Here is a 22,119-nt window from a genome sequence, read left to right as displayed (position 1 = left end):
CCGGAGGGACGCCGCAGATGCCGTCGAACAGCGAGTCGTGGGGACCGTACCGAGGCACGGGGCTGCCCGGGGCAACCGAGAAGGAGTGGCCCGACGCACCGGCCTGGCGCAGCTTCGGAGGCGGCCCCGACCTTCCCCCACCACCCGTCGACGACCCGTATGCCCCCGTGGTGCTGGGCGCCGGACGACAGCCCCTGCCGGCCCCTCCGGACGAGGTGGCCCGCGTGAACGCGGCGCTGCACCTGCGTCGCCCGCTGCTCCTCATGGGCGAGCCCGGCACCGGCAAGTCGTCCCTCGCGTACCGCATCAGCCGGGAACTCGGCCTGGGCCGCGTCCTGCACTGGCGGATCACGTCCCTGAGCACACTTCGCGAGGGGTTGTACGGGGACGGGCACGAGGGCGGGTACGGGCGTGGGATCCGGCTCGGACCGCTGGGGACCGCATTCCTGCCGTACCGCAGGCCGCGCGTGCTGCTGATCGACCGGCTGGACCGGGCCGAGATCGCGCTGCCCGAAGACCTGTGCACGGTGCTGGGAGGCGGGGGGTTCGTCCTGCCCTGCGCCGTCCCCGCCGACCTGCGGGTGTCGACGGACGACGATCCGTCGGCAGCGGTGCAGCTGCCGGACGGGTCCGTGCGCTGCCATGCCTTCCCCGTCGTCGTGATCACCACCACCGGCGAGCGGGACCTGCCGCTGGATCTCGTACGCCGCTGTGTGACCCTGCGGACGCACCGGCCCGGCCCGGAGCTGCTGCGTGCCCTCGCCGCGAACCGCTTCCCGCCGGAGCCGGGAGGTCCCGGCCTGGCCGAGGACGTGGTCGACGCCTTCGTCGAGCGGGCCTGCGCTGCCGAGGGGCCTGTCGTGGAACGGTTCCTGGACGCCCTCCGGCTCGCCGCCGACGGCGTTCTGCAGGCCATGGCCGAGGACGGCGACTGGCAGGAGGCCGTCGAGACCCTGTGGCGGTGGACCACGCCGGAGGAGCCATGAACCGACCCCGCCGACAGCCGCTCCCGGTCGAACCGGGCGCCGCTTCCGGACCGCGGCCGCCCGGGCGGACCCCGGAATCCCAGCGGGCGCAGCCGTCTCCCCCTGGCCCGTTTCCCGCCGTCCTCCCACCAGGGCTATCGGACGCGCTACGGCGCATCGGCACCGCGCTCGGACGGGGCCGTATCAGGGACGTGGCGCTGGTGGTCGACTCGGGTCCGACGATGGGCCTGTGGCAGCAGACGGCGCACGACTTCGCCAGGGAACTGCACCGGGACGGTTCCTTCGGGCGGATCACCACACACCGGCTGCCGTTCGCCCACAGCTCCGATCCGGCGACGCTGCCGCGTCATGGTGCCGGCACCCGGCTGACGCTGCTCCTCACCGACGGCGCGGGCCCGCGCTGGCGCACCCGTGAGGTGGAACCGCTACTGCGCCGCTGGGGACAGTCCGGACCGACCGCGCTCATCCACCTGCTGCCCCACTCGGTGTGGCACGCGACGGGGCTGCGCGGCTGGCAGGTGCTGCTGCGCTCCCCCGCCCCGGGCGCGGCCGGCCACCGGATGCGCTGGCGGCCCCGCGGACTGGGCCCCGACGTCCAGGAAGGCACGCCGTCCGGCCACCGTCCTGACCTGGCGGTTCCGGTGCTCGAACTCACCCCCCGCTGGCTGGAGGCCTGGTCCAGGCTGCTGGGCGGGGCACCACCGGCATGGCTGCCGATGACGGTGATGTTCCCCCGCGCGCGCGTGCCCGCCGGGTCCGCAGAGACCGAGGAGGAGCCCGTTCCCACGCCGGCGGCCAGGGTCGCGCGTTTCCGCTCGTCCGTGCCCGGCAGCGTGTTCACGCTCGCCACCATGCTCGCCGCCGTCCCCCTCACCGCCGAGCTGATCAACGAGGTGCAGCGCGCACTGGTCCCGGGCAGCTCCGTCGCCGACTTCGCACACCTGCTGGTGTACGGCCTGGTCGTTCCCACGGCCTGCGGGGACACGGCATTCGCCTTCTTGCCCGGTGTCCGTGAGGAGTTGCTGGCCACCGGGCGGCGCGCCGACGTCCTGCGGGTCGTCGAGCTGATGGGGGATCGCCGGGGATCCGGTGGGGAACACTTGTGGCGACTGCCCCGGCTGCTGGGCGGTGCCGCCGTGCACCGACTTCCGCCGGTCGACGAGGAGTCCGGGCCGTGGCTCGTGGCGGAGAGCGCGGTGCTCCACGCCTTGTCCGGACCGTTCCTGAAGCCGGCGAGGGAGGTCGACGAGGCCCTCGCAGCCGCCACGGCCGGTCGGCAAGGCCCGCAGCACGCACAGCAGAACGGCACCACCACACCCACAGCATTCGGTCATGCCGTCGCCCGGCAGTCGGGGGACGCCGACCGACCGACCGATCACGGGGAGAGGAGGCCGGTGATGCCGCAGCAGGCCCCGGCGAGCACGGTGGGCAACGGACGCACCAGGAGCACCCCCACGGTATGGGGAAACATCCCGCCGAGAAATCCGAACTTCACCGGCCGCGAGGCACTCCTCGAGGAGCTGCACCAGCGGCTGCTGCGGGAGAAGGCGACCGCTGTGCTGCCCCACACGCTGCATGGAATGGGCGGCGTCGGCAAGAGCCTGCTGGCGGTCGAGTATCTCTACCGCCATATGACCGACTACGACCTGGTCTGGTGGATCTCCGCCGAACGCACGGCACAGATCTCCCTGTCCTTGGTGGAACTGGCCCCGCGGCTGGGCGTGCCGACCGGTTCCGACGCTTCGTCGACCGTGGCCGCGGTGCTGGAGGCCCTGCGCGTCGGCGTGCCCTACGCCAACTGGATCCTGGTCTTCGACAACGCGGAAAGCCCGGAAGCCGTGGGGCAGTTCTTCCCACCGGGCGGGCCCGGGAACATCCTCGTCACCTCACGCAATCCCCAATGGGCCTCCCTCGCCCGGCCGTTGGAGGTCGACGTCTTCATGCGGGAGGAGAGCAAGGAACTGCTGCGTGTACGTGGTCCCGAAATCAGTGACGAGGACGCCGACCGGCTCGCACAGGCCCTCGGCGACCTGCCGCTGGCCATCGAGCAGGCCGCCGCCTGGCACGCCGAGACCGGCATGCCCGTGGACGAGTACCTGCGCCTGCTCGACGAGAAGCGCGTGGACCTGCTGCGGGGCACGGCGCCGCTCGACAACCAGCATCCCGTCATAGCCGCCTGGAACATCTCGCTGGACCAGCTGGAGGTCAAGAACCCGGCCGCGTACCAGCTGCTCCAGGTGTGCTCCTTCTTTGCTCCCGAGCCGATCGACCGGAGCATGTTCATGCGGATGCCGCTCAGCCCCCTCACCCCCGAGCTGGACGCCGCCCTGGAGGATCCGATCCGCCTCGGCCAGGCCATACGCGACATCGGCCGCTACTCGCTGGCCCGCTTCAACCACCGCACCAATTCCCTGCAGATGCACCGGCTGGTGCAGGCGGCCCTGCAGTTCCGGATGACCGAGGAGGACCGGGCCACCATGCGCCACGGCGCCCACATGCTGCTGGTGGCGAGCGATCCCAACGACCCCACCAACGCGCTTCGCTGGGACCGTTACGGCACCCTGTATCCCCACGTGGTCGTCTCCGAGGCGATGCGGTCCGACGAGACCTGGGTTCGCCGGCTGGTCGTGAATGAGGTCGGGTACCTGCTGCGCTGGGGCGACTACGAGTCCTGCCTGGAACTGGCCCGCTCCGCCCACGGCGAATGGTCCGGCCGACTGGGCGAAGAGCACCCGCAAACGCTGGAGATCGCCCGATTGCTGGGATTCCTCCAGTTCAGCATGGGCCGCTACAAGGAGGCCGCCGAACTCAACGCGGCGACCCTGGAGGCGTATCTCAGGTCGATGGGCCCCCACCATCAGGACACGTTCGCCGCGATCCAGCACGTCGCCATAGACCGCCGGGTACGCGGCGCGTTCTCAGAGGCACTCGAACTCGCCGAATCCGTGCACCAGCAGTATGTGGAACTCATCGGTCCGGACGACCCGGAGACGCTCCGCGCCGCGCACAACCTCGGTGTGAGCCTACGTCTGGTGGGAAAGTTCGACCGTGCCCTGGAACTGGACGAGCAGACGTGGCGCAGCCGCACGGAGGTCTTCGGCCAGGACCACATCCACTCGCTGCGCACCTGGCTGAGCCTGATCGTCGACCTTCGTGAACTCGGCGACTATCACACGGCGTTGATGTACCACCACGAGATAACCGAGCAGGCCACCACGCTGCTCGGCAGCAGCAATCCGTTCACCCTGCACTGTGTCCGCCTGCTGGCCGTCGCACTGCGCAAGGCCGGCGAGCATGAGGAGGCTGCGGCGACGGCCGAACAGATCCACGCCGAGCTCCTGCGCCGGTACGGCGACCGCAACCCCGAGTCCATGGCCGCCACCCTGGAGCTGACCATCCACCTGCGGCACCGGGGAAACCTGGAGGAGGCGCTGCGGCTGGGTACGGAAATCTGCCATCGGTATGAGGAGACGTACGGCAAGCACCACCCCCACGCACTGTCGGCGGCCGTGAACCTGGCCATCACCTATCGCCTGCTGGGCGACGCGGCGGCCGCGCAGTACATCGACGCCGTGGCCCTGGAACAGCTCACCGAGCAGCTGGGCCCGACGCACCCGTCCACGCTGGTGTGCCGCACGAATCTCGCCAGCGACCACTACGCCCTCGGTGACGCCGCCGACGCGCTGGACCTCGACACCGAGACGCTGCGCCGGTCCCGGGAGGTCTTCGACGACGACCACCCCTCGACCCTGGCCTGTGCCGCGAACCTCGCGATGGACCTGCGTGCGGTGAACCGCGTCGAGGAGGCGGAGGCGATGCGCACCGACACCCGCGAGCGTCTGAGTCGCAAGCTGGGCGGCGATCACCCTGCGGTCGCCCAGGTCGCCGACTGGGACCACCGCGCTGACTGCGACATCGACCCGATGCCCCTCTGACGGCCCCGGGCCGCGCCGGCCGCCCGGGCACGGCGCCCGGTGCACCGCCCGCGCCCCGGCGTAGCCGCGCGTGCCGCTACCCCGCGAGCCAGTGGGCCAACGCCACCGGATCCGGCGGGGAGGGCAACGAGTGGCCAACGGCCAGGGCGAGTTCGGGACGCTCGGTGAGGGCGGTCCCGGCGCCCCGCTCTCCGCACTCGGCCAGGGCCAGGCCGAGCCCCGCCCAGGCTGCCGGTCTGGCGCCGGGTGAGGTGAGCTCGTCGGCGTACAGCTTGGCCGCGGTCGCGGCGTCGCCGTCCACCAGGGCCAGATCGGCCGGAACCACACCGGGAACCACACTCCCGGGGTCCGTCATCGCGTGCAGGGCGTCGAACTCGCCGGGCGCGACGAGTCTGAGCCGCGCCAGCAGCGCCAGCGTGTCCAGCCGGCAGGCGTGCGGGTCGGCGTCCAGCGTGGGGTCGGGGCGGGAGGCCGAGTCCGCGGGCCGCCCCGCGCGCCAGGCATCCGCCAACTCCCGGGCGTGCGCCGACGGTACGCGGAGATGGTGTGCGCGCCAGGTCGCACGATGGTGTACGGCCGAGAGATGCGCGAGGCGCTGTTCCCACGCGCCCACCGGCTCGGCGTGCCAACCCGCGGTCTGCTCGTCCAGGCTGCCGATCAGCGCTTGTCCCAGCGGAGTGAGGGCGGAATGGTCGCGCAGCGTCTCGAACACGGTACGTACGGCGTTGCGCCACAGCGCGAACTCGAAGCCCGCAAGCCCCTCCCCACCGCGTGCGCGCCAGTAGTGCGCCACCCCCGAAAAGGCGTACGCCCCGTGAGCGAGCCCGCCGAGCGGGCGCGGATCATCCCGCCAGGGCGCGTAGAAGGCCTCGTCACACTCCTCGAACAGCGGCGACAGAAAGAGGAGTCCGTTGAGCAAGGTGTGCCGGAACTCGTGCAGGACGGCCACCCCGAGCTGCACCGGGAGAACGCCGTCGTCGTCCGGCTCGGACAGCAGCAGGCACCCGAAGGCGTCGCTCGACGAGGCCGCCCGCGCGCGCAGCCGCTCCCCTCGGGGCAACGGTACGAGGGACAGCAGCCCCGTGGTCAGAGCCCGGGCACTGTCGGTGTGGTCGTCCACCAGCACACGCCACATGCACTCGAACCAGTGCTGCCAGGAAGCGAACTGGGCTTCCGAAAGCCTCCTGGGTGCCCCCAGCTCCGGCACCGGCACGTACGGCCCGAGGTCGTCGAGTGCGAGGGTCAGGTGCACTCCCGCGTGCTCGGCACGCAGCCGCCGCTGTCCCTCCCAACCGGGTACGTCGCGCTCCGTCTCCTCCGGCAGGGTCACGGTCACGCCGCCCGCCGCGACCCGGACCACACCGTCGCGGCCCCACACCTCGGCGGTGCCCCAGGGATCGCCGCCGACTGTCGCCCGACCCAGCCCTGGCAGGAACACCCCGCCGTCACGCAGCGGAACGCGGGTGCGGAAGTCGACGCCGGCGGCGGCGAACACGGCTGCCGCCCATTGCCTGAGGTACCCCAGCTCCACGCGCAGGGGTACCTCACCCGCGGTCGCCTCCGGGCTCCGGCGGGACAGTCTGCGCAGCAGGTTCGCCGCCCACACACCCGTCTGCGGATCGAGGAGCACCCTGCGGAAGGCTGCCGGAGCCGACCGCTCGGCGGATTCGAGCAGACGCCAGGCCCGGCGCACCTCGTCGGCGTCCCCCGGTCGCGCATCGGCTCCACTGACCGCGTCCAGAATCGCGCGCAGCAACAGCAGCCGCCGGCTCGACTCCGCGTCGAGCAGAAAGGCGACGGCTTCCTTCTCTTCGATGACGGAGGTCAGCGACTGCAGGACGGCGTCGGTGAGGTGGTGAAGGCGCATCGGCGCGACATTTCCTCGTTCATCGAATCATGAGGTGGCCGGGGCACGCTGCGGCAGGTCGCGACAGGGGCCCTAACCGCCGTCGCTGCCCGCGATCGTGGACAAGGGACGGCTGACCTGATTCTGAAGGCGCTCGATCGACGGCCGAAGAACGGTGTCATCAAGGGCCGCGACCTCCTCGAGCGACAGACCCGACAAGGACGGGAGCCAGGATGGCGGCTCCCCGGACCCCGCCGCTTCACGGGGGGTTACGTGTTCCCTCGATGACATGGCGTCACGCTATAGAGGGCATCACGGTATATCAAGGTGCACTTCCGGGGCGGAAAACAGGTACCCCTGCATGGTCGTGCGCCCGTCCTCCGGCGCCGGAGGACGGGCACGGCACCAGGGCTTCAGCCCACGAGCACCGGCTCGCTGTCGGAGGCAAGGGAGTCCTCCCCCGCGCCCTCCACATGCTGCGCCGGGCGCCTCGGCAGGGCGAACATCAGCAGGAAGATCACCACCATCACCACGGCGACCCACCCGACCGCATGCTGGAAGCCGTCCACGAACGCCGGCCCCTGCTGCGCCGAAGCCGGCCGGTCGTCGACGACACCGAAGAACACCACCGACACCAGCCCGAGCCCGAGCGCGTTGCCCATCTGCTGCACGGTGCTGATGAGGCCGGACGCCGAACCGGCGTGCTCGCGCGGCACCTCCGACAGGATCGCGTCCGTGAGCGGAGCGACGATCAGGCCCATGCCCGCGCCCATGACGATCAGCGGCAGCGCCATCTGCCAGGAGGCGATGGCGAGACCGTACCGCTCGGACTCCCAGACGTAGAGCGCCAGCCCGGCCGCCATCACCAGCGCGCCCGCCTGCAGCACCCCGCGCCCGAAGCGCGGCACCAGCTTCTGCACCGACATCCCGGCCGCCACCGACACCGCGATCGAGAACGGCACCCCGGTCAGCCCCGCCCGCAGCGCGCTCCAGCCCAGGCCGATCTGCATGTACAGCGTCCACACCAGGAAGAAGATGCCGAGCCCGACCCCGAAGACGGTCTGCACGGCGATACCGGCGGCGAAGCTCTTGACCCTGAACAGGGACAGTTCGATCAGCGGGGAGCCGTCCCGCGCCGCCTTGCGCCGCTCGTACGCCACCAGCGCCGCGAGCACCACCAGCGCGCCGCCCATCGAGACGTATCCCCACAGCGGCCAGCCCAGCTCACGGCCACGGGTGAGCGGGTAGAGCAGCATCAGCAGACCCAGCGTGACCAGGGCGACGCCGACAAGGTCCAGTTTCAGGGCGTACGGAGCCCTGGACTCGGTGATGAAACGGCGGCCCAGGACCAGGCCGGCCACACCCACCGGAAGGTTGATCAGGAAGATCGGGCGCCATTCGAGCCCGAACAGGTTCCACTCGGTCAGCAGGGCGCCGAGCAGCGGACCGGAGACCGCGCCGAGGCCGACGATCGCGCCGAACAGCCCGAAGACCTTGCCGCGTTCGTGCGCCGGGAACGTGGCGTGCACGATCGCCAGAACCTGCGGCACCATCAGCGCGGCCATCGCGCCCTGCAGGATGCGGGAGGCGACGAGCATCTCCGGGTTCGCGGCGAGGCCGCACAGCGCGGAGGCGAGGGTGAAGCCGCCGATGCCGACGAGGAAGACGCGTTTGCGGCCGTGGATGTCGCCCAGTCGGCCGCCGGTGATCAGACCGGCGGCGAAGGCGAGCGCGTAACCGGCAGTGATCCACTGGATCTGGCTGAAGGAGGCGCCTTCGTTCCGCTGGATCGACGGGATCGCGATGTTCACGATCGTGACGTCGACGAGGTCCATGAAGGCCGCGGTCATCACGATCGCGAGGGCGAACCAGCGGCGGCGGTCGGCCGCTCCGGCCCCGGCCGATGAGGTCAAAGAGGTCTCGGTGGAGGTCATGTCCCGAAACCTACGGGCGCATTAGGCCAGATCATGTCCTAGTGCTGCGGCATCCTCGAACTCATGACGACGGACACTCCGGCACGCATCCTCCAGCTCCTCTCCCTCCTCCAGACGCCCCGCGAATGGCCCGGCGGCGAGCTCGCCGAGCGGCTCGGGGTGTCGCGGCGCACGGTCCGACGGGACATCGACCGGCTGCGGGAGCTGGGCTATCCCGTGCAGGCGACCAAAGGGGCCGACGGCGGCTACCGGCTCGTCGCGGGCAAGGCGATGCCACCGCTCGTGCTCGACGACGAGGAGGCGGTGGCCATCGCCGTCGGCCTGCGGGCCGGGGCGGGGCACGCCCTGGAGGGCGTCGACGAGGCGTCGGTCAGGGCCCTGGCCAAACTGGAACAGGTGCTGCCGGTTCGGCTACGCCACCGGGTGACCACGCTGCAGGCCGCGACCACGCCGCTGACCAGTGGGGACGGGCCGAGTATCGCGCCCGAGACGCTGACCGCGATGGCGTCCACGGTGGCCGGGCGGGAGCGGCTGCGGTTCGCCTATCGGGCGAAGGACGGCAGCGAGTCGCGGCGGCTGACGGAGCCGTACCGGCTGGTGTCGACGGGGCGGCGGTGGTACCTCGTGGCGTACGACCTCGACCGTGCGGACTGGCGGACGTTCCGGGTCGACCGGGTGAGCGAGCCGTTCGCCACCGGAGTGCGGTTCGCTCCGCGGGAGTTGCCGACGGGAAGTGCGGCGGAGTATCTGCGGCAGTCGATCGGACGGCGGCAGGAGACGTACGAGTTCGCCGTCACGTTCGAGGCGTCGGCGGAGGTGGTGGCGGCTCGGCTGCCGCGGTGGCTGGGGGTGCCGGAGGCGGTGGGGGCGGGGCGGTGCCGGTTGGCGGGCGCCGACGGGGATCCGGTGGAGTGGTTGGCGGTGCGGCTGGCGATGGTGGGGGTGGAGTTCGCTGTGGAGGGGCCGGGGGAACTTGTGGAATGCGTACGGGAGTTGGGTGGGCGGTTGAGTCGGGCGGGTGGGGGTGGGGTGGACGCCGGGTGAGGCTGGCGCGGGTTCGCTTGGGCGGGGTGCGGCTGGCGTGGATTGACGGGTGCGCAGCGTGGGGGTAGGCGGCGCAGCCCGGCGCTGGCGGGTTGCCGCCCGCGCCCACCCGTGCCGCCCTGGGGGCCCCTCTGGGGAGGCACGAATGCCCGCGGGTTGACGGCGTGTGGGTGCGATCAGTGGCCGCCCGCTTCGGCCGCCCCCTCCCACCGGAACCCCCGCAGTGCCCCAAGGTTTCGCAGCGCCAGCTCCGCTGGGCCGGACGGGCCTGAAGCCAGTGCCGGGCTTGATGCCCAGGATTCGACGGCCACGCGGACCGATGCGCTCGCGACCGCTGCGGTGAAGCGGAGTTCCGGGGTCACGGTGATCCGGTCGGCAACGTTGTCCTGACACTCTGTGACCGAAGGCGCCCCAGCCCGCGCCCTTTCCGCCAGGACCTCCGCCAGCATGTCCTCCGACGCCCGGCACACCTCTGCCCACACCTTTCCGATGGCCGGGCTCGTGTGGGCCAGGTGGATGAGGGTGCGGACCCATTCCCAGGAGGCGGCCGAAACGCCCAGGCCCGGGGTCAGGGTGTGGCGTATGGCGTGTTCCAGGGCCTCGGGTATGGAGAGGCCGACGGGGGCCTCGCGGACGGCCTCGGCCCAGCGTTGGGCGCCGGCCGCGTAGAGCGGGGCGACCGCCTCCTCCTTGGTGGCGAAGTAGCGGTAGAAGGTGCGCGGGGCGATGCCCGTGGCCTGGGCGATGTCCTCGGCGCGGGTGGCGCGCAGGCCGTGTCGTACGAAGAGTCCCGCCGCCGCCCGGGCGATCTCCATCCGCGTTGCCGCCTTACGCCGCTCCGTCAGCGAGGACGAAGCGGAGGACCGGGAGGTATGGGACGAAGAACGGCGCGGGTTCTGCGCGGAGGTGGTGTTGCTCACGTCGGCAGACTATGTCCATGTGACACAATCTGCCATCCGGCGGGCCACCCCGGTGTTCAGGTACGGGGTGCCCCGCCGCCCAGTCGTGCCCGCGCCCGGAAGAGCAACAGCCGGGCCCCGACGCCCGGGGGAAGGCGCCGAAGCCCGGCTGGGGAAGGTCCCGGCGCCGGGGGGAGTGCGTCGGGACGTGGCTCTGGTTGCGAATGCGGTCCGGCCGCGACCGGGGGCCGGACCCCCGAACTCCCGTGCTCGGAGGTCTTGTTCCCTGGCCCGCGCCGCTTGAAGCGGCGTTACATCGCCATGTTTGCGCGGCCTTTCGCCACCCCGCGTACGCGCCCGCACGGGCCGTGCGCCCGTCGGGCGCCGACCGCCGGTCCGACGGGCGGTCACGCCGCCGCGTCGAACCCGGTGGACCGCGCCAGCTTCTTCAGCTCCAGCAGCGCGTGCTTCTCGATCTGGCGGATGCGCTCGCGGGTCAGGCCGTGCTCCTTGCCGACCTCGGTCAGCGTGCGCTCCCGGCCGTCCTCGATGCCGTACCGCATCTTGATGATCGAGGCCGTGCGCTGGTCGAGGCGGCCGATCAGGTCGTCCAGCTCCTCGCTGCGCAGCAGCGTCAGCACCGACTGCTCCGGCGACACCGCGGAGGTGTCCTCGAGCAGGTCGCCGAACTGGGTCTCGCCCTCGTCGTCCACCGACATGTTCAGGGAGACCGGGTCGCGGGCCCAGTCGAGCACGTCGATGACGCGCTCCGGCGACGAGCCGAGCTCGGCGGCGACCTCGGTGGGCTCCGGGTCCCGGCCGTGCTCACGGTTGAACTCGCGCTGCACGCGCCGGATCCGGCCCAGCTCCTCCACCAGGTGGACGGGCAGGCGGATGGTGCGCGACTGGTCGGCTATGGAGCGGGTGATCGCCTGGCGGATCCACCAGGTGGCGTACGTGGAGAACTTGAAGCCCTTGCGGTAGTCGAACTTCTCGACCGCGCGCACCAGGCCCGCGTTGCCCTCCTGGATCAGGTCGAGCAGCGGCAGACCGCTCCGGGGGTAGCGGCGGGCCACGGCGACGACCAGGCGGAGGTTGGAGCGGATGAAGATGTCCTTGGCCCGCTCACCCTCGGCGACCAGGGCCTCCAGTTCGGCGCGGGTGGCGTCGGTCTGGGTCTCCTCGTATCCGTCGAGGACCTGTCGCGCGAACACACCCGCTTCGATCGTCTGGGACAGCTCGACCTCCTTTGCGGCGTCGAGCAGCGGTGTACGCGCGATTTCGTCGAGGTACATGCCGACCAGATCGCGGTCCGCGATCTCGCCGCCATGGGCGCGAACACTGCTGGGCGCGTCGACGGTCTCGCCCGCGGCGGACGTACGACGGGCGACGGCACGGGTTGCCATGCGTGCTCCCTTGCGATGGTGAGGTCAGCGGGTGGTCCTGCGGACGCTCAGCACTCTCGGCGCTCTCTAAGGCTCTTCGGGTGCCCTGCATCCGATGGAAACAACGACTGGAATCCGGACAGAATTCCCCACCCACCCTCGATTTTTCTGATCATGCAGTACCCTGTCCCGCCGAGCAGGGAGGCGCGATGCGGCCGGGACGTACAGAGGTGCAGGTCAGGCCAGGAGTCGAGAGTGACCTCGAGGCCCTCACCGACCTCTACAACCACTACGTACGTGAGACGCCCATCACATTCGATACCGCGGTCTTCACTCCGGAAGAGCGCCGCCCTTGGCTGCTCTCCCACCCTGAAGACGGACCGCACCGGCTGATGGTTGCCACGGACGCGGACTCACAGGAAATTCTGGGGTACGCCACATCCAGCCCTTATCGCGCGAAGCCCGCCTACGACACCTCCGTGGAGGCCACGGTCTACGTCGCCCCGCACGCCGGGCGCCGCGGCATCGGCACGCTGCTCTACAAGGCCCTCTTCGAGGCCCTGGCCGGCGAGGACCTGCACCGTGCCTACGCCGGCATCGCACAGCCCAACGAGGCGTCCACGCGGCTGCACGAGCGCTTCGGGTTCCGGTACGTCGGGACGTACCGGGAGGTGGGCCGCAAGTTCGGGCGGTACTGGGACGTCGCCTGGTACGAGAAGGAGCTGTAGCCCCTCCCCCTGGGGTTCACCCGAACTGCACCGACCGCTTCGCCATCCCCATCCAGAACCCGTCGATCACCGACTTCTGCGCATCCAGCTCACCGGCCACCTCCGCCGCGCCCATGGTCACGAACAGCGGCGCGAAGTGCTCGGTGCGGGGGTGGGCGTAGCGGCCCGCCGGCGCCTTGTGGAGGAAGTCCAGCAGGGCGTCCACGTCACGGGCCTCCATCGCACGCCGGCCCCAGTCGTCGAACTCGGAGGACCAGCTCGGCACTCCCCCGCCGGTGTGGCGCAGCGCGGCGAGGTTGTGGGTGAAGAAGCCGGAGCCGACGATGAGCACGCCCTCGTCACGCAGCGGGGCCAGCCGGCGGCCGATGCCCATCAGCTGCACGGGGTCGAGGGTCGGCATGGAGACCTGCAGGACCGGCAGGTCGGCCTCGGGGAACATCTCCACCAGCGGGACGTACGCCCCGTGGTCGAGCCCCCGGTCGGGGATGTCCTGCACCGGCATGCCGGGGGCGCGCAGCAGCTTGCGTACGGACTCGGCGAGTTCGGGGGCGCCGGGGGCCTCGTAGCGCACCTGGTAGTAGTGCTCGGGGAAGCCCCAGAAGTCGTAGACGAGGGGGACGGTCCGGGTGGCACCGAGGGCGAGGGGGGCCTCCTCCCAGTGGGCGGAGACGACGAGGATCGCCTTGGGGCGGGGCAGGTCGGCGGACCAGGCGGCGAGCTGGCCGGGCCAGACCGGGTCGTCCGCGAGGGGCGGCGCGCCGTGGCTGAGGTAGAGGGCGGGCATGCGCTCCTGGGCGGCTGCGGCGGACATGACGGCGGCTCCCTGACGGATTACTTGAAATCTCAAGCTGTCGGTCAAGAGACTACGCCGAGTTTGTTCAAAATTCAAGAAGAGGGCTCGTACAGTGGATCCATGAACACGGCACCCGCATCCGCTGACGCACCCCGCTGGCTCACCGAGGAGGAGCAGCGCATCTGGCGCTCCTACCTGCATGCCACCACGCTCCTCGAGGACCACCTCGACCGCCAGCTCCAGCGCGACGCGGGCATGCCGCACGTCTACTACGGGCTCCTCGTCGGACTCGCCGAGGCCCCGCACCGCCGGCTGCGGATGACCGAACTGGCCATGAAGGCGAAGATCACCCGCTCCCGCCTCTCGCACGCGATCGCCCGCCTGGAGAAGAGCGGCTGGGTGCGCCGCGAGGACTGCCCCTCGGACAAGCGGGGCCAGCTCGCGGTGCTGACGGATGCGGGCATGGAGGTGCTGAAGCGGTCCGCGCCGGGCCATGTGGCCGCCGTACGCCAGGCGCTGTTCGATCGGCTCACCCCGGAACAGCAGAAGTCCCTCGGCGAGATCATGCAGATCGTCGCCGAGGGACTCCAGCCCGATGACGCGGGAGCGGACCTGCCCTGGCTCCGCTAGAGCGAGCTCAGGGAACCAGGGCAGGTCCTGGGGGTCGTACGGACGAGGCGTCCCCTCCTCGTCCGTACGGATGGCCCGAAGGGGTACGAGCCGGCGAACGGCGTCAGTGTGCGATCACCGGCACCGCCACCTCGTCCTCGGCACCCTCACCGGAACCGGAGCCGGTCACCGCGGCGGTGTCCGGGCGGCCGGCGTTGATGAAGGTCACGGCGATCACCGCGGCGAGGACCAGGATGCCGACGGCGACCCAGATGGCGCTGGTGTAGCCCTGCACCATGCCCTCCAGCTGCACGACCTGCTGCTGGGCGGGGGACGTGGCCGAACGGATGTGGTCGGCGATGTACGAGGTCGTCGCCGAGGCGGCGATCGTGTTCAGCAGGGCGGTGCCGATCGCGCCGCCCACCTGCTGCGAGGTGTTGACCATCGCGGAGGCGACACCGGAGTCCCGCGGCTCGACGCCCTGGGTGGCCAGGGACATCGCCGGCATGAAGGCCGTACCCATGCCGAGGCCGAGCAGCAGCATCGCCGGCAGCAGCAGGGCCGCGTACGAGGAGTCGATCTCCAGCTGGGTCAGCAGCAGCATGCCGACGGCCGCGACCAGGAAGCCGGGGCCCATCAGCAGGCGCGGCGCGACCCGGGTCATCAGGCGGGTGCCGATCTGGGTCGAGCCCACGATCATGCCGACGATCATCGGCAGGAAGGCGAAACCGGTCTTGACCGGCGAGTAGCTCTTCACGATCTGGAGGTAGTAGGTCAGGAAGAGGAACAGGCCGAACATCCCGATGATCGCCAGGCCCAGCGAGAGGTAGACACCTCCGCGGTTGCGCTCGGTGAGCACCCGCAGCGGCAGCAGCGGGGCCTCGACGCGGGCCTCGACGAACACGAACGCGGCGAGCAGCACGGCGGATCCGACGAACATGCCGATCGTCACGGAGTCGCTCCAGCCCTCCGACTCGGCGCGGGTGAAGCCGTAGACGAGCGCGACCAGACCGAGGGTGGACAGGATCACGCCGGGGATGTCGAGCGGGGAACGGTTGCGGCTGCCCTCGGGCTCACGGATGACGAACCAGGCACCGGCCGCGGCGACCACCGCGAAGGGGATGTTGACGAAGAACGTCCAGCGCCAGTCCAGGTACTCGGTGAGGAAACCGCCGAGGATCAGACCGACGGCGCCGCCACCACCGGCGATCGCACCGTAGATGCCGAAGGCCTTGGCGCGCTCCTTGGCGTCCGTGAACATCACGGCGAGCAGGGACAGCGCGGCGGGCGCGAGGAGGGCACCGAAGACGCCCTGCAGGGCGCGGGAGCCGAACATCATCGCCTCGTTGGTGGCGGCGCCGCCCAGCGCGGAGGCGGCGGCGAAGCCGGCCAGGCCGAGGACGAAGGTGCGCTTGCGGCCCCACAGGTCGGCTATGCGGCCGCCGAAGAGCAGCAGACCACCGAAGGCGAGGGCGTAGGCCGTGACGACCCACTGCCGGTTGCCGTCGGAGATACCCAGGTCCTGCTGGGCCGAGGGCAGGGCGATGTTCACGATGGTCGCGTCGAGAACGACCATCAGCTGGGCGAGCGCGATGAAGACGAGCGCTTTCCAGCGGCCCGGATCAGGGGCGGGTGCGGAGGCGTCGGGGACGCTTCGGGCTGTTTCAGACATGGATGTACCCACTTCGGGACTTCAGGACTTCGGGACGGAAATTCGGAACTCGGAGACTCAGACCTTCGGAACTTCGAAACGTCGGGAATGGAATTCGGGATGTCGGGCTTCGGAACGTGCAGATCTGTTGACGTCTACGCCTGCCGCAGGTCCTCCACGGTCACCGCCCTGCCCGGCAGGGCGGAGGGCGCCGGCGCCCGCAGTCCGTCCAGGAACAGCTGGAGATGACGGTGCACGAACCGGTCGACGCTCATGCACGGCGACCCGGCCGGGGGCCGGCTGAGCTGGGCGACGACGATCATCAGGTCACCGACGCCGATGTCGGTGCGCAGTTGCCCGGCCGCCTGGGCGCGGCCCATGAGCTCCGCGACGAGTTGCTCGACCCGTACGCGCGCGGCCTCCAGGTCGGGGTGGTGCTTGTCGAAGGTGCTGGCGACCATCGGGCACAGCGCGCTGATCCGCTCGTCGGCTGCGGCGTGCACGAAGTGCTCCAGTGCCTCGAAGGCGTCGCCGCTCTCCGCGAGGGCGTGCTCGGCCGCCCGGGCCGTACGGTCCATGACCGAGCAGACGACCTCGCGGACGAGGGCGTCGCGGTCCGGGAAGTTGCGGTACACCGTGGCGTTGCCGACGCCGGCCCGGCGGGCGATCTCGTCGAGCGGCACGTCGGGGCCGTGTTCGACGAACATCTCCCGGGCGGCGGTGACGATCCGTTCCCGGTTGCGCAGGGCGTCGGCGCGCGGCCGGCTCGCCTTGCGGCGTTCGGGAGTGGCGGTCTGCACGGCGTACTCCTGGGACTGGTGAGGCGGACGGGCTCAGTGGGCTGACGATCCGGGGAGCGAATCCCCGTTTCGCTCGGACGCATGGTTAAACGGGGATTCGCTCCCCGGTTATTTCCCGCTCCGGGAGAGATTTCCTGTGACCCGCGTCACAAGGTCGGCCATATGGCCGTAAGGGCCCGCTGACCGGCCCTTACGCACCCGAAATTCCCACGATCGGTCTCCTTCAGCGCGCGCCCGCGCCCCACCCGGCACAGGGTGAGCGAGAGAGGGTGCAGCCGGAGACCGGTGGCTGCCTGGAGCGAAAGGTCCAAGCATGCAGCCGCAGTCGTCCAGCCCCCGGATACGCAGGCGGCGTGCGGCCGCCCTCGCGGCGGTGACCGCGCTGACCTTCGCGCTCAGCACATCGGCCGGCACGGGCCGGCTCACGGCGGGCTCGGTGTCGGCGGGGGCGCGTCCGCTCACCCTCCCGGCCCACCCCTCCGCCCTCACCCCGTGCATGATCCGCAGCGATCTGGACGTCCAGATGTCGGAGGGCATACCGACCTCCGACGGCTACTCCCGTTCCACCGGCACCGTCCGCGCCCTCACCCTGATGATCGACTTCTCGGACGCGCCCGGTCAGGGCAAGGCAATGGACCGCTTCCACGAGTTCTTCCCGCAGACCCGGGAGTGGTTCCGCACCAGCTCCTACGGCCGCCTCGACTACCGGCCCGAGACCCCGGTCCGCGGCTGGCTGCGCATGCCGAAGTCGTTCAAGGCGTACGGCATAGAGCGCGGCGCGCCCTTCGAACCCGGCTACCGCCGGCTGGTCCAGGACATCGTGGCGGAGACCGACGCCAAGATCGACTTCCGCGCGTACGACCTTCTGAACGTGCTGGTGACGCCGAACGCGGGCCCGTCGGCGCTCGACACCGTCCTGTCCGTCACCTTCGCGGGCAACGGCGACGCCCCCACGGCGGACGGCATACCCCTCGCGAACGCGTCCTTCGTCTACTCCCGCCAGGACGACGGCTCCGGCTCCTACGACAAGACCGGCTTCCGCGTCCTGCCGCACGAGAACGGCCATGTCTTCGGGCTGCCCGACCTCTACACCCAGGAGGGCGGGGGCGCGGTCGGCCACTGGGACATCATGAGCGAGGACTGGGGCGCCAACAACGACCTCCTCGGCTGGCACAAGTGGAAGCTCGGCTGGCTGGACGCGACCCAGGTGAGCTGTGCAGCCGCCCACGGCACGACCGAGCACACACTGACCCCGCTGGCCCGCGAGGGCGGCCCGAAGCTCGTCTTCATACCCCTCGACAAGCGCACGGGCTACGCCGTCGAACTGCGCACCCGCGACGGCAACGACGAGGCGGTGTGCCGGGCAGGCGTGCTGATCTACAAGGTGGACGCGGAAGTGGACACCGGTCTCGGCCCGGTGAAGGTGTTCGACTCCCAGCGCGACAGCGGCGGCTGCACCCGCAGCCCGAACGTCCACGCCGAACTCTCCGACGCCCCCTTCACCCCCGGCGAGACCTTCGAGGACCCCCGGCGGGGCATACGGATCGCGGTGGCGGGCGCGGACCTGGACGGCAACCACATGGTGCGGGTGACCCGGCGGTAGCCGGTGCGGCGGCCCACCGGGAACGCCGCCGGGCGGATCCGCCGTTACCGTAGGCCTGCCGCGATCGCCGTACCGGAGAACAGATGTCCGCCCATCCCACGCTCGACGAGGCCGCCGCCCCCGCCGTACCGGCCGAGGCGGTCACGCCGTTGATCCGCGGGATCGCCGTCCTGCGGCAGCTGACCGAGGCGGGCGGAACCCTGAGCCTGAGCGCCCTGGAACGGGCCACCGGCCTCGCGCGTTCCACGGTCGACCGGATCACGGCCACGCTCGCCCGGATGGGATACGTCCGCCTCGACGGCCGGGACGCGGTCCTCACCCCCCGGCTGATGGAACTCGGCAACGCTTTTCTGGCCGCCCTGCGCCTGCCCGCGCTGCTGGACGCGCGCGCCGACGCCCTCGCCGACGCACTGGACGAGTCGGTGTCGCTGGCGGTCCGCGACGGCGACGGCATCCGCTTCATCCACCAGGCGACCCGCCGCCGCGCGATGTCGCTGAGCTTCCGCATCGGCGACCTGCTGCCCGCCGAACGCACCGCGCCGGGCCCCCTGTTCGCGACGGAGTGGACCTCCGAGGACTGGCAGCGCTGGCGCACCCGCCGGGCGGCGGACCCGGAGAACCACGGCTTCCCGGCCGTACCACCGAGGGAGAACCCCCCTCCGGCCGAGGAGTTCGCGCGGCGGGCGGCGCAGGCCCGGCAGGACGGCTGGGCACTGGACGACCAGTTGATCGAGCCGGGGCTCGTGGCGGTGTCGGTGCCCGTACGGGATCCCCGTACCGGCCGGATCGCCTGTGCGGCGAGCGTGGTCAGCCACACCAGCCGGCACACGGCGGCCGGCCTGCGCGACACACTGCTGCCGCGGCTGCGGGAGGCGGTGGCGGCGATGGAGGAGGACCTGCGCACGGCGCCCCCGCCCGAGCCCGCGCCGGCCCCCTCGGGGCTCGCGACCTGGACGGGTGCGTCGAAGCAGGAGCTGGGCCGGGAGTTCGTCGAGTCGCTGGCCCGGGGCCTGACCGTACTGACGGCCTTCGGCGAGGGCCGGGCGGAGCTGACGCTGACGGAGGTGGCAAAGGCGACCGGCCTGGCCCGGGCGACCGCCCGCCGGGCGCTGATCACCTACGAGCACCTGGGCATGGTCACCCAGTCACGCGCGGGCGCCTTCCGCCTCACCCCGCAGGTCCTCTCCCTCGGCTACCCGCCCCTGTCCCGTACGTCCCTCCCGCAGATCGCGGCACCGCATCTGGCCGCCCTCGCGGACCGCATCCACGAGTCGACGTCGCTGGCGGTCCTGACGGCGGCGGGCGACGAGATCCAGTACACGGCACGGGTGGCCACGAGCCGCGTGATGAGCGTGAACATCACGGTCGGCACCCGCCTGCCCGCCTACGCGACCTCGATGGGCCGCGTCCTGCTCGCCGACCTCCCGCCCGCCGAACGCCACCTGGGCACCGGCCCGCTGCGCCCGCTGACGCCCCGCACGATCACGGACCCGCAGGCCCTGGCCCGCGCCCTGGAGGAGGTCGGAGCGCAGGGATACGCCCTGGTCGACGAGGAGTTGGAGGAAGGGCTGCGCTCGATCGCGGTGCCCGTCCGCGACCGTACGGGCCGGGCGGTCGCCGCCCTCAACACGGCGATGCACAGCTCCCGCCACACCCCCCAGGAATGCGTCGAGCACCTCGTCCCCGCCCTGCGCACGACGGCCGCTCACATCGAGTCCGACCTCCATGTGTCCGCCCGCTTCACCCCCGTACCCCTGACCTGACCGTCGGCGCCGGTCTCTCTCGCTCGAACGGGTGGCGAAGCGTTTCCTGGCTGCCGTGCAGACGTTCACACCGTGCGCACCGGTATGAGGTTCGCGGCCATGGAACAGGAGACCTCGGCATGACCCAGTCAGCGCAGCAGGCGGAACGGACCGAACGGACGCGGCCGGCGGCACAGCCCGTCCTTCCCGAACGGCTCATCGCCCTGCTGACCGGCCATCTGGACGTGGCGGCCGATCCCGGCGAGCTGTACACGACGACGACGTTCGAGAGCCTCGGCATGGACTCGCTGTCGCTGATGGAGCTCGTGGTGGCGGCCGAGGAGGAATACGGGATCGTCCTGCCAGAGCACGCCCAGGACCTCTCCCCCGGCTCGACCCTCGGTGACGCGGCCCGGGCGTTCCGGGATGCGGCCTGAGGTCGCGGTCACCGGGCTGGGCCTGGTGACCCCGGCGGGCCACAGCGCGGAGGAGAACTGGACGGCCCTGTGCAGGGGCCGCTCGTCGGCCGCCCCCGACCCCGAACTCGCCGGGCTGCCCGTCGACTTCTCCTGCCAGGTGCGGGACTTCGACGCCGGGTCGGAGCTCGGCCGGTCGCCCGCGCGGCGCCTGGACCGCTTCATCCAGTTCGCCCTGGTCGCCGCGCGCCGGGCCGTCGCCGACGCGGGCCTCGATCACCGTACGTGGCACGGGGACCGGGTCGGGGTCGTCCTGGGCGTCGGATCCAACAGCCTGAGCACCTACGTCACCGAGTTCTGCCATCTGGCCGCGGGCAGACCGGAGCGGGTGTCGCCGCTCGCGCTGCCGCGCAGTGTGCCGAGCATGGCCGCGGGCGAGGTCGCGATCGACCTCGGGGCGCGCGGCCCCAGCTTCACCACCTCCAGCGCCTGCGCCTCGGGCGCGACCGCGATCGGTGTCGCACGGGACCTGCTGCGGTCGGGGACGTGCGACATCGTGCTGGCCGGCGGCAGCGAGTCCGCACGCTCCCGGATGACCGCCACCTGCTTCACCCGGATGCGGGCGCTGTCCCGGCGCGGGACGGACCCGCCCCTCGCCAGCAGGCCGTTCGACGCGGCACGGGACGGTTTCGTCCTCGGCGAGGGCGCCGCCGTACTCGTCCTGGAGCGGCTGTCCACCGCACGGGCCCGCCGGGCACCCGTCCTGGCACTGCTGCGCGGATACGGCGCCACCGCCGACGCCCACCACCCCGTCGCCCCGCACCCCGACGGCGACGGCGCGGTCCGGGCCCTCGCCGCGGCCCTCGCCGACGCGGGCTGCCGCCCCCGCGACATCGGTCACGTCAACGCGCACGGCACCTCCACCCCCCTCAACGACGCGGCGGAGGCGGCGGCCCTCACCCGGGTCTTCGGCGGAAAGGTCCCCCCGGTCACCGCGTCCAAGGGCGTGATCGGCCACGCCCTGGGCGCGGCCGGCGCGATCCAGGCCGCGTACACGGTCCTCGCCCTGCGCCACGGCAGCGTCCCGCCGGTGGCGAACTTCGAGGGCCAGGACGGCGACCACAAGCTCGACATCGTGACCGGCTGCCCACGCCCGACCGGAACGGACGCGGGCATCACCTGCTCCTTCGGCTTCGGCGGCCAGAACGCCGTCCTGCTGTTCACCGCTCCGTGACGGGGGCCGACCGTCCTCGGCGGTCCCCTGCAGGCCCTCCCGACTGACCGTCTGACCTGCGGAAACGGGAACCTTGCCACTGTCGATCCCTTATCCGCTAGGCTAGTCGCCGGATCTCACCGAGATCCCCGCCTTCGTAGCTCAGGGGATAGAGCACCGCTCTCCTAAAGCGGGTGTCGCAGGTTCGAATCCTGCCGGGGGCACTGTGTCTGACCAGCGCGCTTACCTCTCTCGGGTAGGCGCGCTGCTCGTCGTAGCCGTGGCGTTAGCCTTCAGTGGGTTCCAGAGCATGGCGGACACCAAGCCCAAGCCCGTTCAGAGAGGCCGCATCCGACGCAACGCCACGGCTGTTCAGCGCGGCCCACGGTGCTGTGCCTGCTGCGCATTCTGTGCGACACCCACCGCCTGGCCCTCAGGCGGCTCTACGTTCTTGAGCGGGCTGGTCCTCCCATTCGTAGGGTGAGGGCGCCCAGGGGAGCTGGGTGTGGCTCTCAGGCGGCTGCCGACCATGGCT

16 protein-coding genes and 1 tRNA gene are annotated in these 22,119 nt (G+C 71.4%); 10 read left to right on the top strand and 7 right to left on the bottom strand.

Translation table 11 applies throughout. The features are described 5' to 3' along the window. Window positions 1–17: 17 nt before the first annotated feature. Window positions 18–986: a MoxR family ATPase gene (locus tag ACFVJQ_RS18935; protein ID WP_385513436.1), complete on the top strand. Its 969-nt coding sequence runs from the start codon at window positions 18–20 to the stop codon at window positions 984–986. Continuing rightward, entirely contained in the window at window positions 983–4,921 is a 3,939-nt protein-coding gene (gene fxsT, locus ACFVJQ_RS18930) for an FxSxx-COOH system tetratricopeptide repeat protein (protein WP_385785173.1), read from the top strand. The genes ACFVJQ_RS18935 and fxsT overlap by 4 nt, the downstream gene beginning before the upstream one ends. A gap of 76 nt (window positions 4,922–4,997) precedes the next feature. Here fxsT and ACFVJQ_RS18925 read toward each other — a convergent pair whose 3' ends face one another. After that, window positions 4,998–6,788, bottom strand: coding sequence for an HEXXH motif domain-containing protein (locus ACFVJQ_RS18925; RefSeq protein ID WP_385785171.1), 1,791 nt, complete (start codon window positions 6,786–6,788; stop codon window positions 4,998–5,000). Between the two features lie 392 nt (window positions 6,789–7,180). Continuing rightward, window positions 7,181–8,701 carry an MFS transporter gene (locus tag ACFVJQ_RS18920; protein WP_385785168.1) on the bottom strand — a complete coding sequence of 507 codons (1,521 nt, stop codon included), beginning with the start codon at window positions 8,699–8,701 and terminating at the stop codon, window positions 7,181–7,183. Between the two features lie 63 nt (window positions 8,702–8,764). Between ACFVJQ_RS18920 and ACFVJQ_RS18915 the strand changes: the two genes are divergently transcribed. After that, a complete protein-coding gene (locus ACFVJQ_RS18915) occupies window positions 8,765–9,745 on the top strand; it encodes a helix-turn-helix transcriptional regulator (protein WP_385785166.1) in 981 nt (326 codons plus the stop codon). Window positions 9,746–9,921: 176 nt separating this feature from the next. On the opposite strand, the gene ACFVJQ_RS18910 is transcribed toward ACFVJQ_RS18915, so the two are convergent. Further along, window positions 9,922–10,560 carry a TetR/AcrR family transcriptional regulator gene (locus tag ACFVJQ_RS18910; protein ID WP_385513520.1) on the bottom strand — a complete coding sequence of 213 codons (639 nt, stop codon included), beginning with the start codon at window positions 10,558–10,560 and terminating at the stop codon, window positions 9,922–9,924. Window positions 10,561–11,051: 491 nt separating this feature from the next. After that, window positions 11,052–12,050, bottom strand: coding sequence for an RNA polymerase sigma factor RpoD/SigA (locus tag ACFVJQ_RS18905; protein ID WP_385513431.1), 999 nt, complete (start codon window positions 12,048–12,050; stop codon window positions 11,052–11,054). Between the two features lie 188 nt (window positions 12,051–12,238). On the opposite strand from ACFVJQ_RS18905, the gene ACFVJQ_RS18900 reads away from it, so the two are divergent. Next, window positions 12,239–12,757 carry a GNAT family N-acetyltransferase gene (locus tag ACFVJQ_RS18900; protein WP_385513430.1) on the top strand — a complete coding sequence of 173 codons (519 nt, stop codon included), beginning with the start codon at window positions 12,239–12,241 and terminating at the stop codon, window positions 12,755–12,757. 16 nt (window positions 12,758–12,773) lie between these two features. Here ACFVJQ_RS18900 and ACFVJQ_RS18895 read toward each other — a convergent pair whose 3' ends face one another. Next, window positions 12,774–13,568, bottom strand: a complete 795-nt coding sequence (locus ACFVJQ_RS18895; RefSeq protein WP_385785162.1) for a dioxygenase — start codon at window positions 13,566–13,568, stop codon at window positions 12,774–12,776. A 102-nt stretch (window positions 13,569–13,670) separates the two neighbouring features. Between ACFVJQ_RS18895 and ACFVJQ_RS18890 the strand changes: the two genes are divergently transcribed. Then, window positions 13,671–14,180: a MarR family winged helix-turn-helix transcriptional regulator gene (locus tag ACFVJQ_RS18890; protein ID WP_385513428.1), complete on the top strand. Its 510-nt coding sequence runs from the start codon at window positions 13,671–13,673 to the stop codon at window positions 14,178–14,180. A gap of 103 nt (window positions 14,181–14,283) precedes the next feature. On the opposite strand, the gene ACFVJQ_RS18885 is transcribed toward ACFVJQ_RS18890, so the two are convergent. Together ACFVJQ_RS18885 and ACFVJQ_RS18880 are read right to left on the bottom strand one after the other, a co-directional pair. After that, a complete protein-coding gene (locus tag ACFVJQ_RS18885) occupies window positions 14,284–15,831 on the bottom strand; it encodes an MFS transporter (RefSeq protein WP_385785159.1) in 1,548 nt (515 codons plus the stop codon). Between the two features lie 134 nt (window positions 15,832–15,965). Continuing rightward, window positions 15,966–16,610, bottom strand: a complete 645-nt coding sequence (locus tag ACFVJQ_RS18880) for a TetR/AcrR family transcriptional regulator (RefSeq protein ID WP_385513426.1) — start codon at window positions 16,608–16,610, stop codon at window positions 15,966–15,968. A gap of 313 nt (window positions 16,611–16,923) precedes the next feature. Here ACFVJQ_RS18880 and ACFVJQ_RS18875 point away from each other — a divergent pair, with 313 nt between their 5' ends. The 5 genes from ACFVJQ_RS18875 (at window position 16,924) to ACFVJQ_RS18855 (ending at window position 21,808) form a co-directional block, all read left to right on the top strand. Next, window positions 16,924–18,213: a M6 family metalloprotease domain-containing protein gene (locus tag ACFVJQ_RS18875; RefSeq protein WP_385513425.1), complete on the top strand. Its 1,290-nt coding sequence runs from the start codon at window positions 16,924–16,926 to the stop codon at window positions 18,211–18,213. Window positions 18,214–18,296: 83 nt separating this feature from the next. Continuing rightward, window positions 18,297–19,976: an IclR family transcriptional regulator C-terminal domain-containing protein gene (locus ACFVJQ_RS18870; protein WP_385785154.1), complete on the top strand. Its 1,680-nt coding sequence runs from the start codon at window positions 18,297–18,299 to the stop codon at window positions 19,974–19,976. Window positions 19,977–20,095: 119 nt separating this feature from the next. Continuing rightward, on the top strand, window positions 20,096–20,392 hold the full coding sequence (locus ACFVJQ_RS18865) for a phosphopantetheine-binding protein (RefSeq protein ID WP_385785151.1): 297 nt from the start codon (window positions 20,096–20,098) through the stop codon (window positions 20,390–20,392). Further along, the gene (locus ACFVJQ_RS18860; RefSeq protein WP_385785148.1) at window positions 20,382–21,605 is read left to right on the top strand and encodes a beta-ketoacyl-[acyl-carrier-protein] synthase family protein; all 1,224 of its coding nucleotides are present in this window, start codon (window positions 20,382–20,384) and stop codon (window positions 21,603–21,605) included. Before ACFVJQ_RS18865 ends, ACFVJQ_RS18860 begins: the two co-directional genes overlap by 11 nt. A gap of 130 nt (window positions 21,606–21,735) precedes the next feature. Next, window positions 21,736–21,808, top strand: a tRNA-Arg gene (locus ACFVJQ_RS18855). The last annotated feature ends 311 nt before the right edge of the window (window positions 21,809–22,119 follow it).

It is taken from the genome of Streptomyces sp. NPDC127197 (genome assembly GCF_042672405.1).
In the GTDB taxonomy this organism is placed as follows: Bacteria; Actinomycetota; Actinomycetes; order Streptomycetales; family Streptomycetaceae; genus Streptomyces; species Streptomyces flavusporus.
The sequence above is the reverse complement of the archived record's forward strand: the minus strand, read 5'-3'. Positions and strand labels throughout refer to the sequence as shown.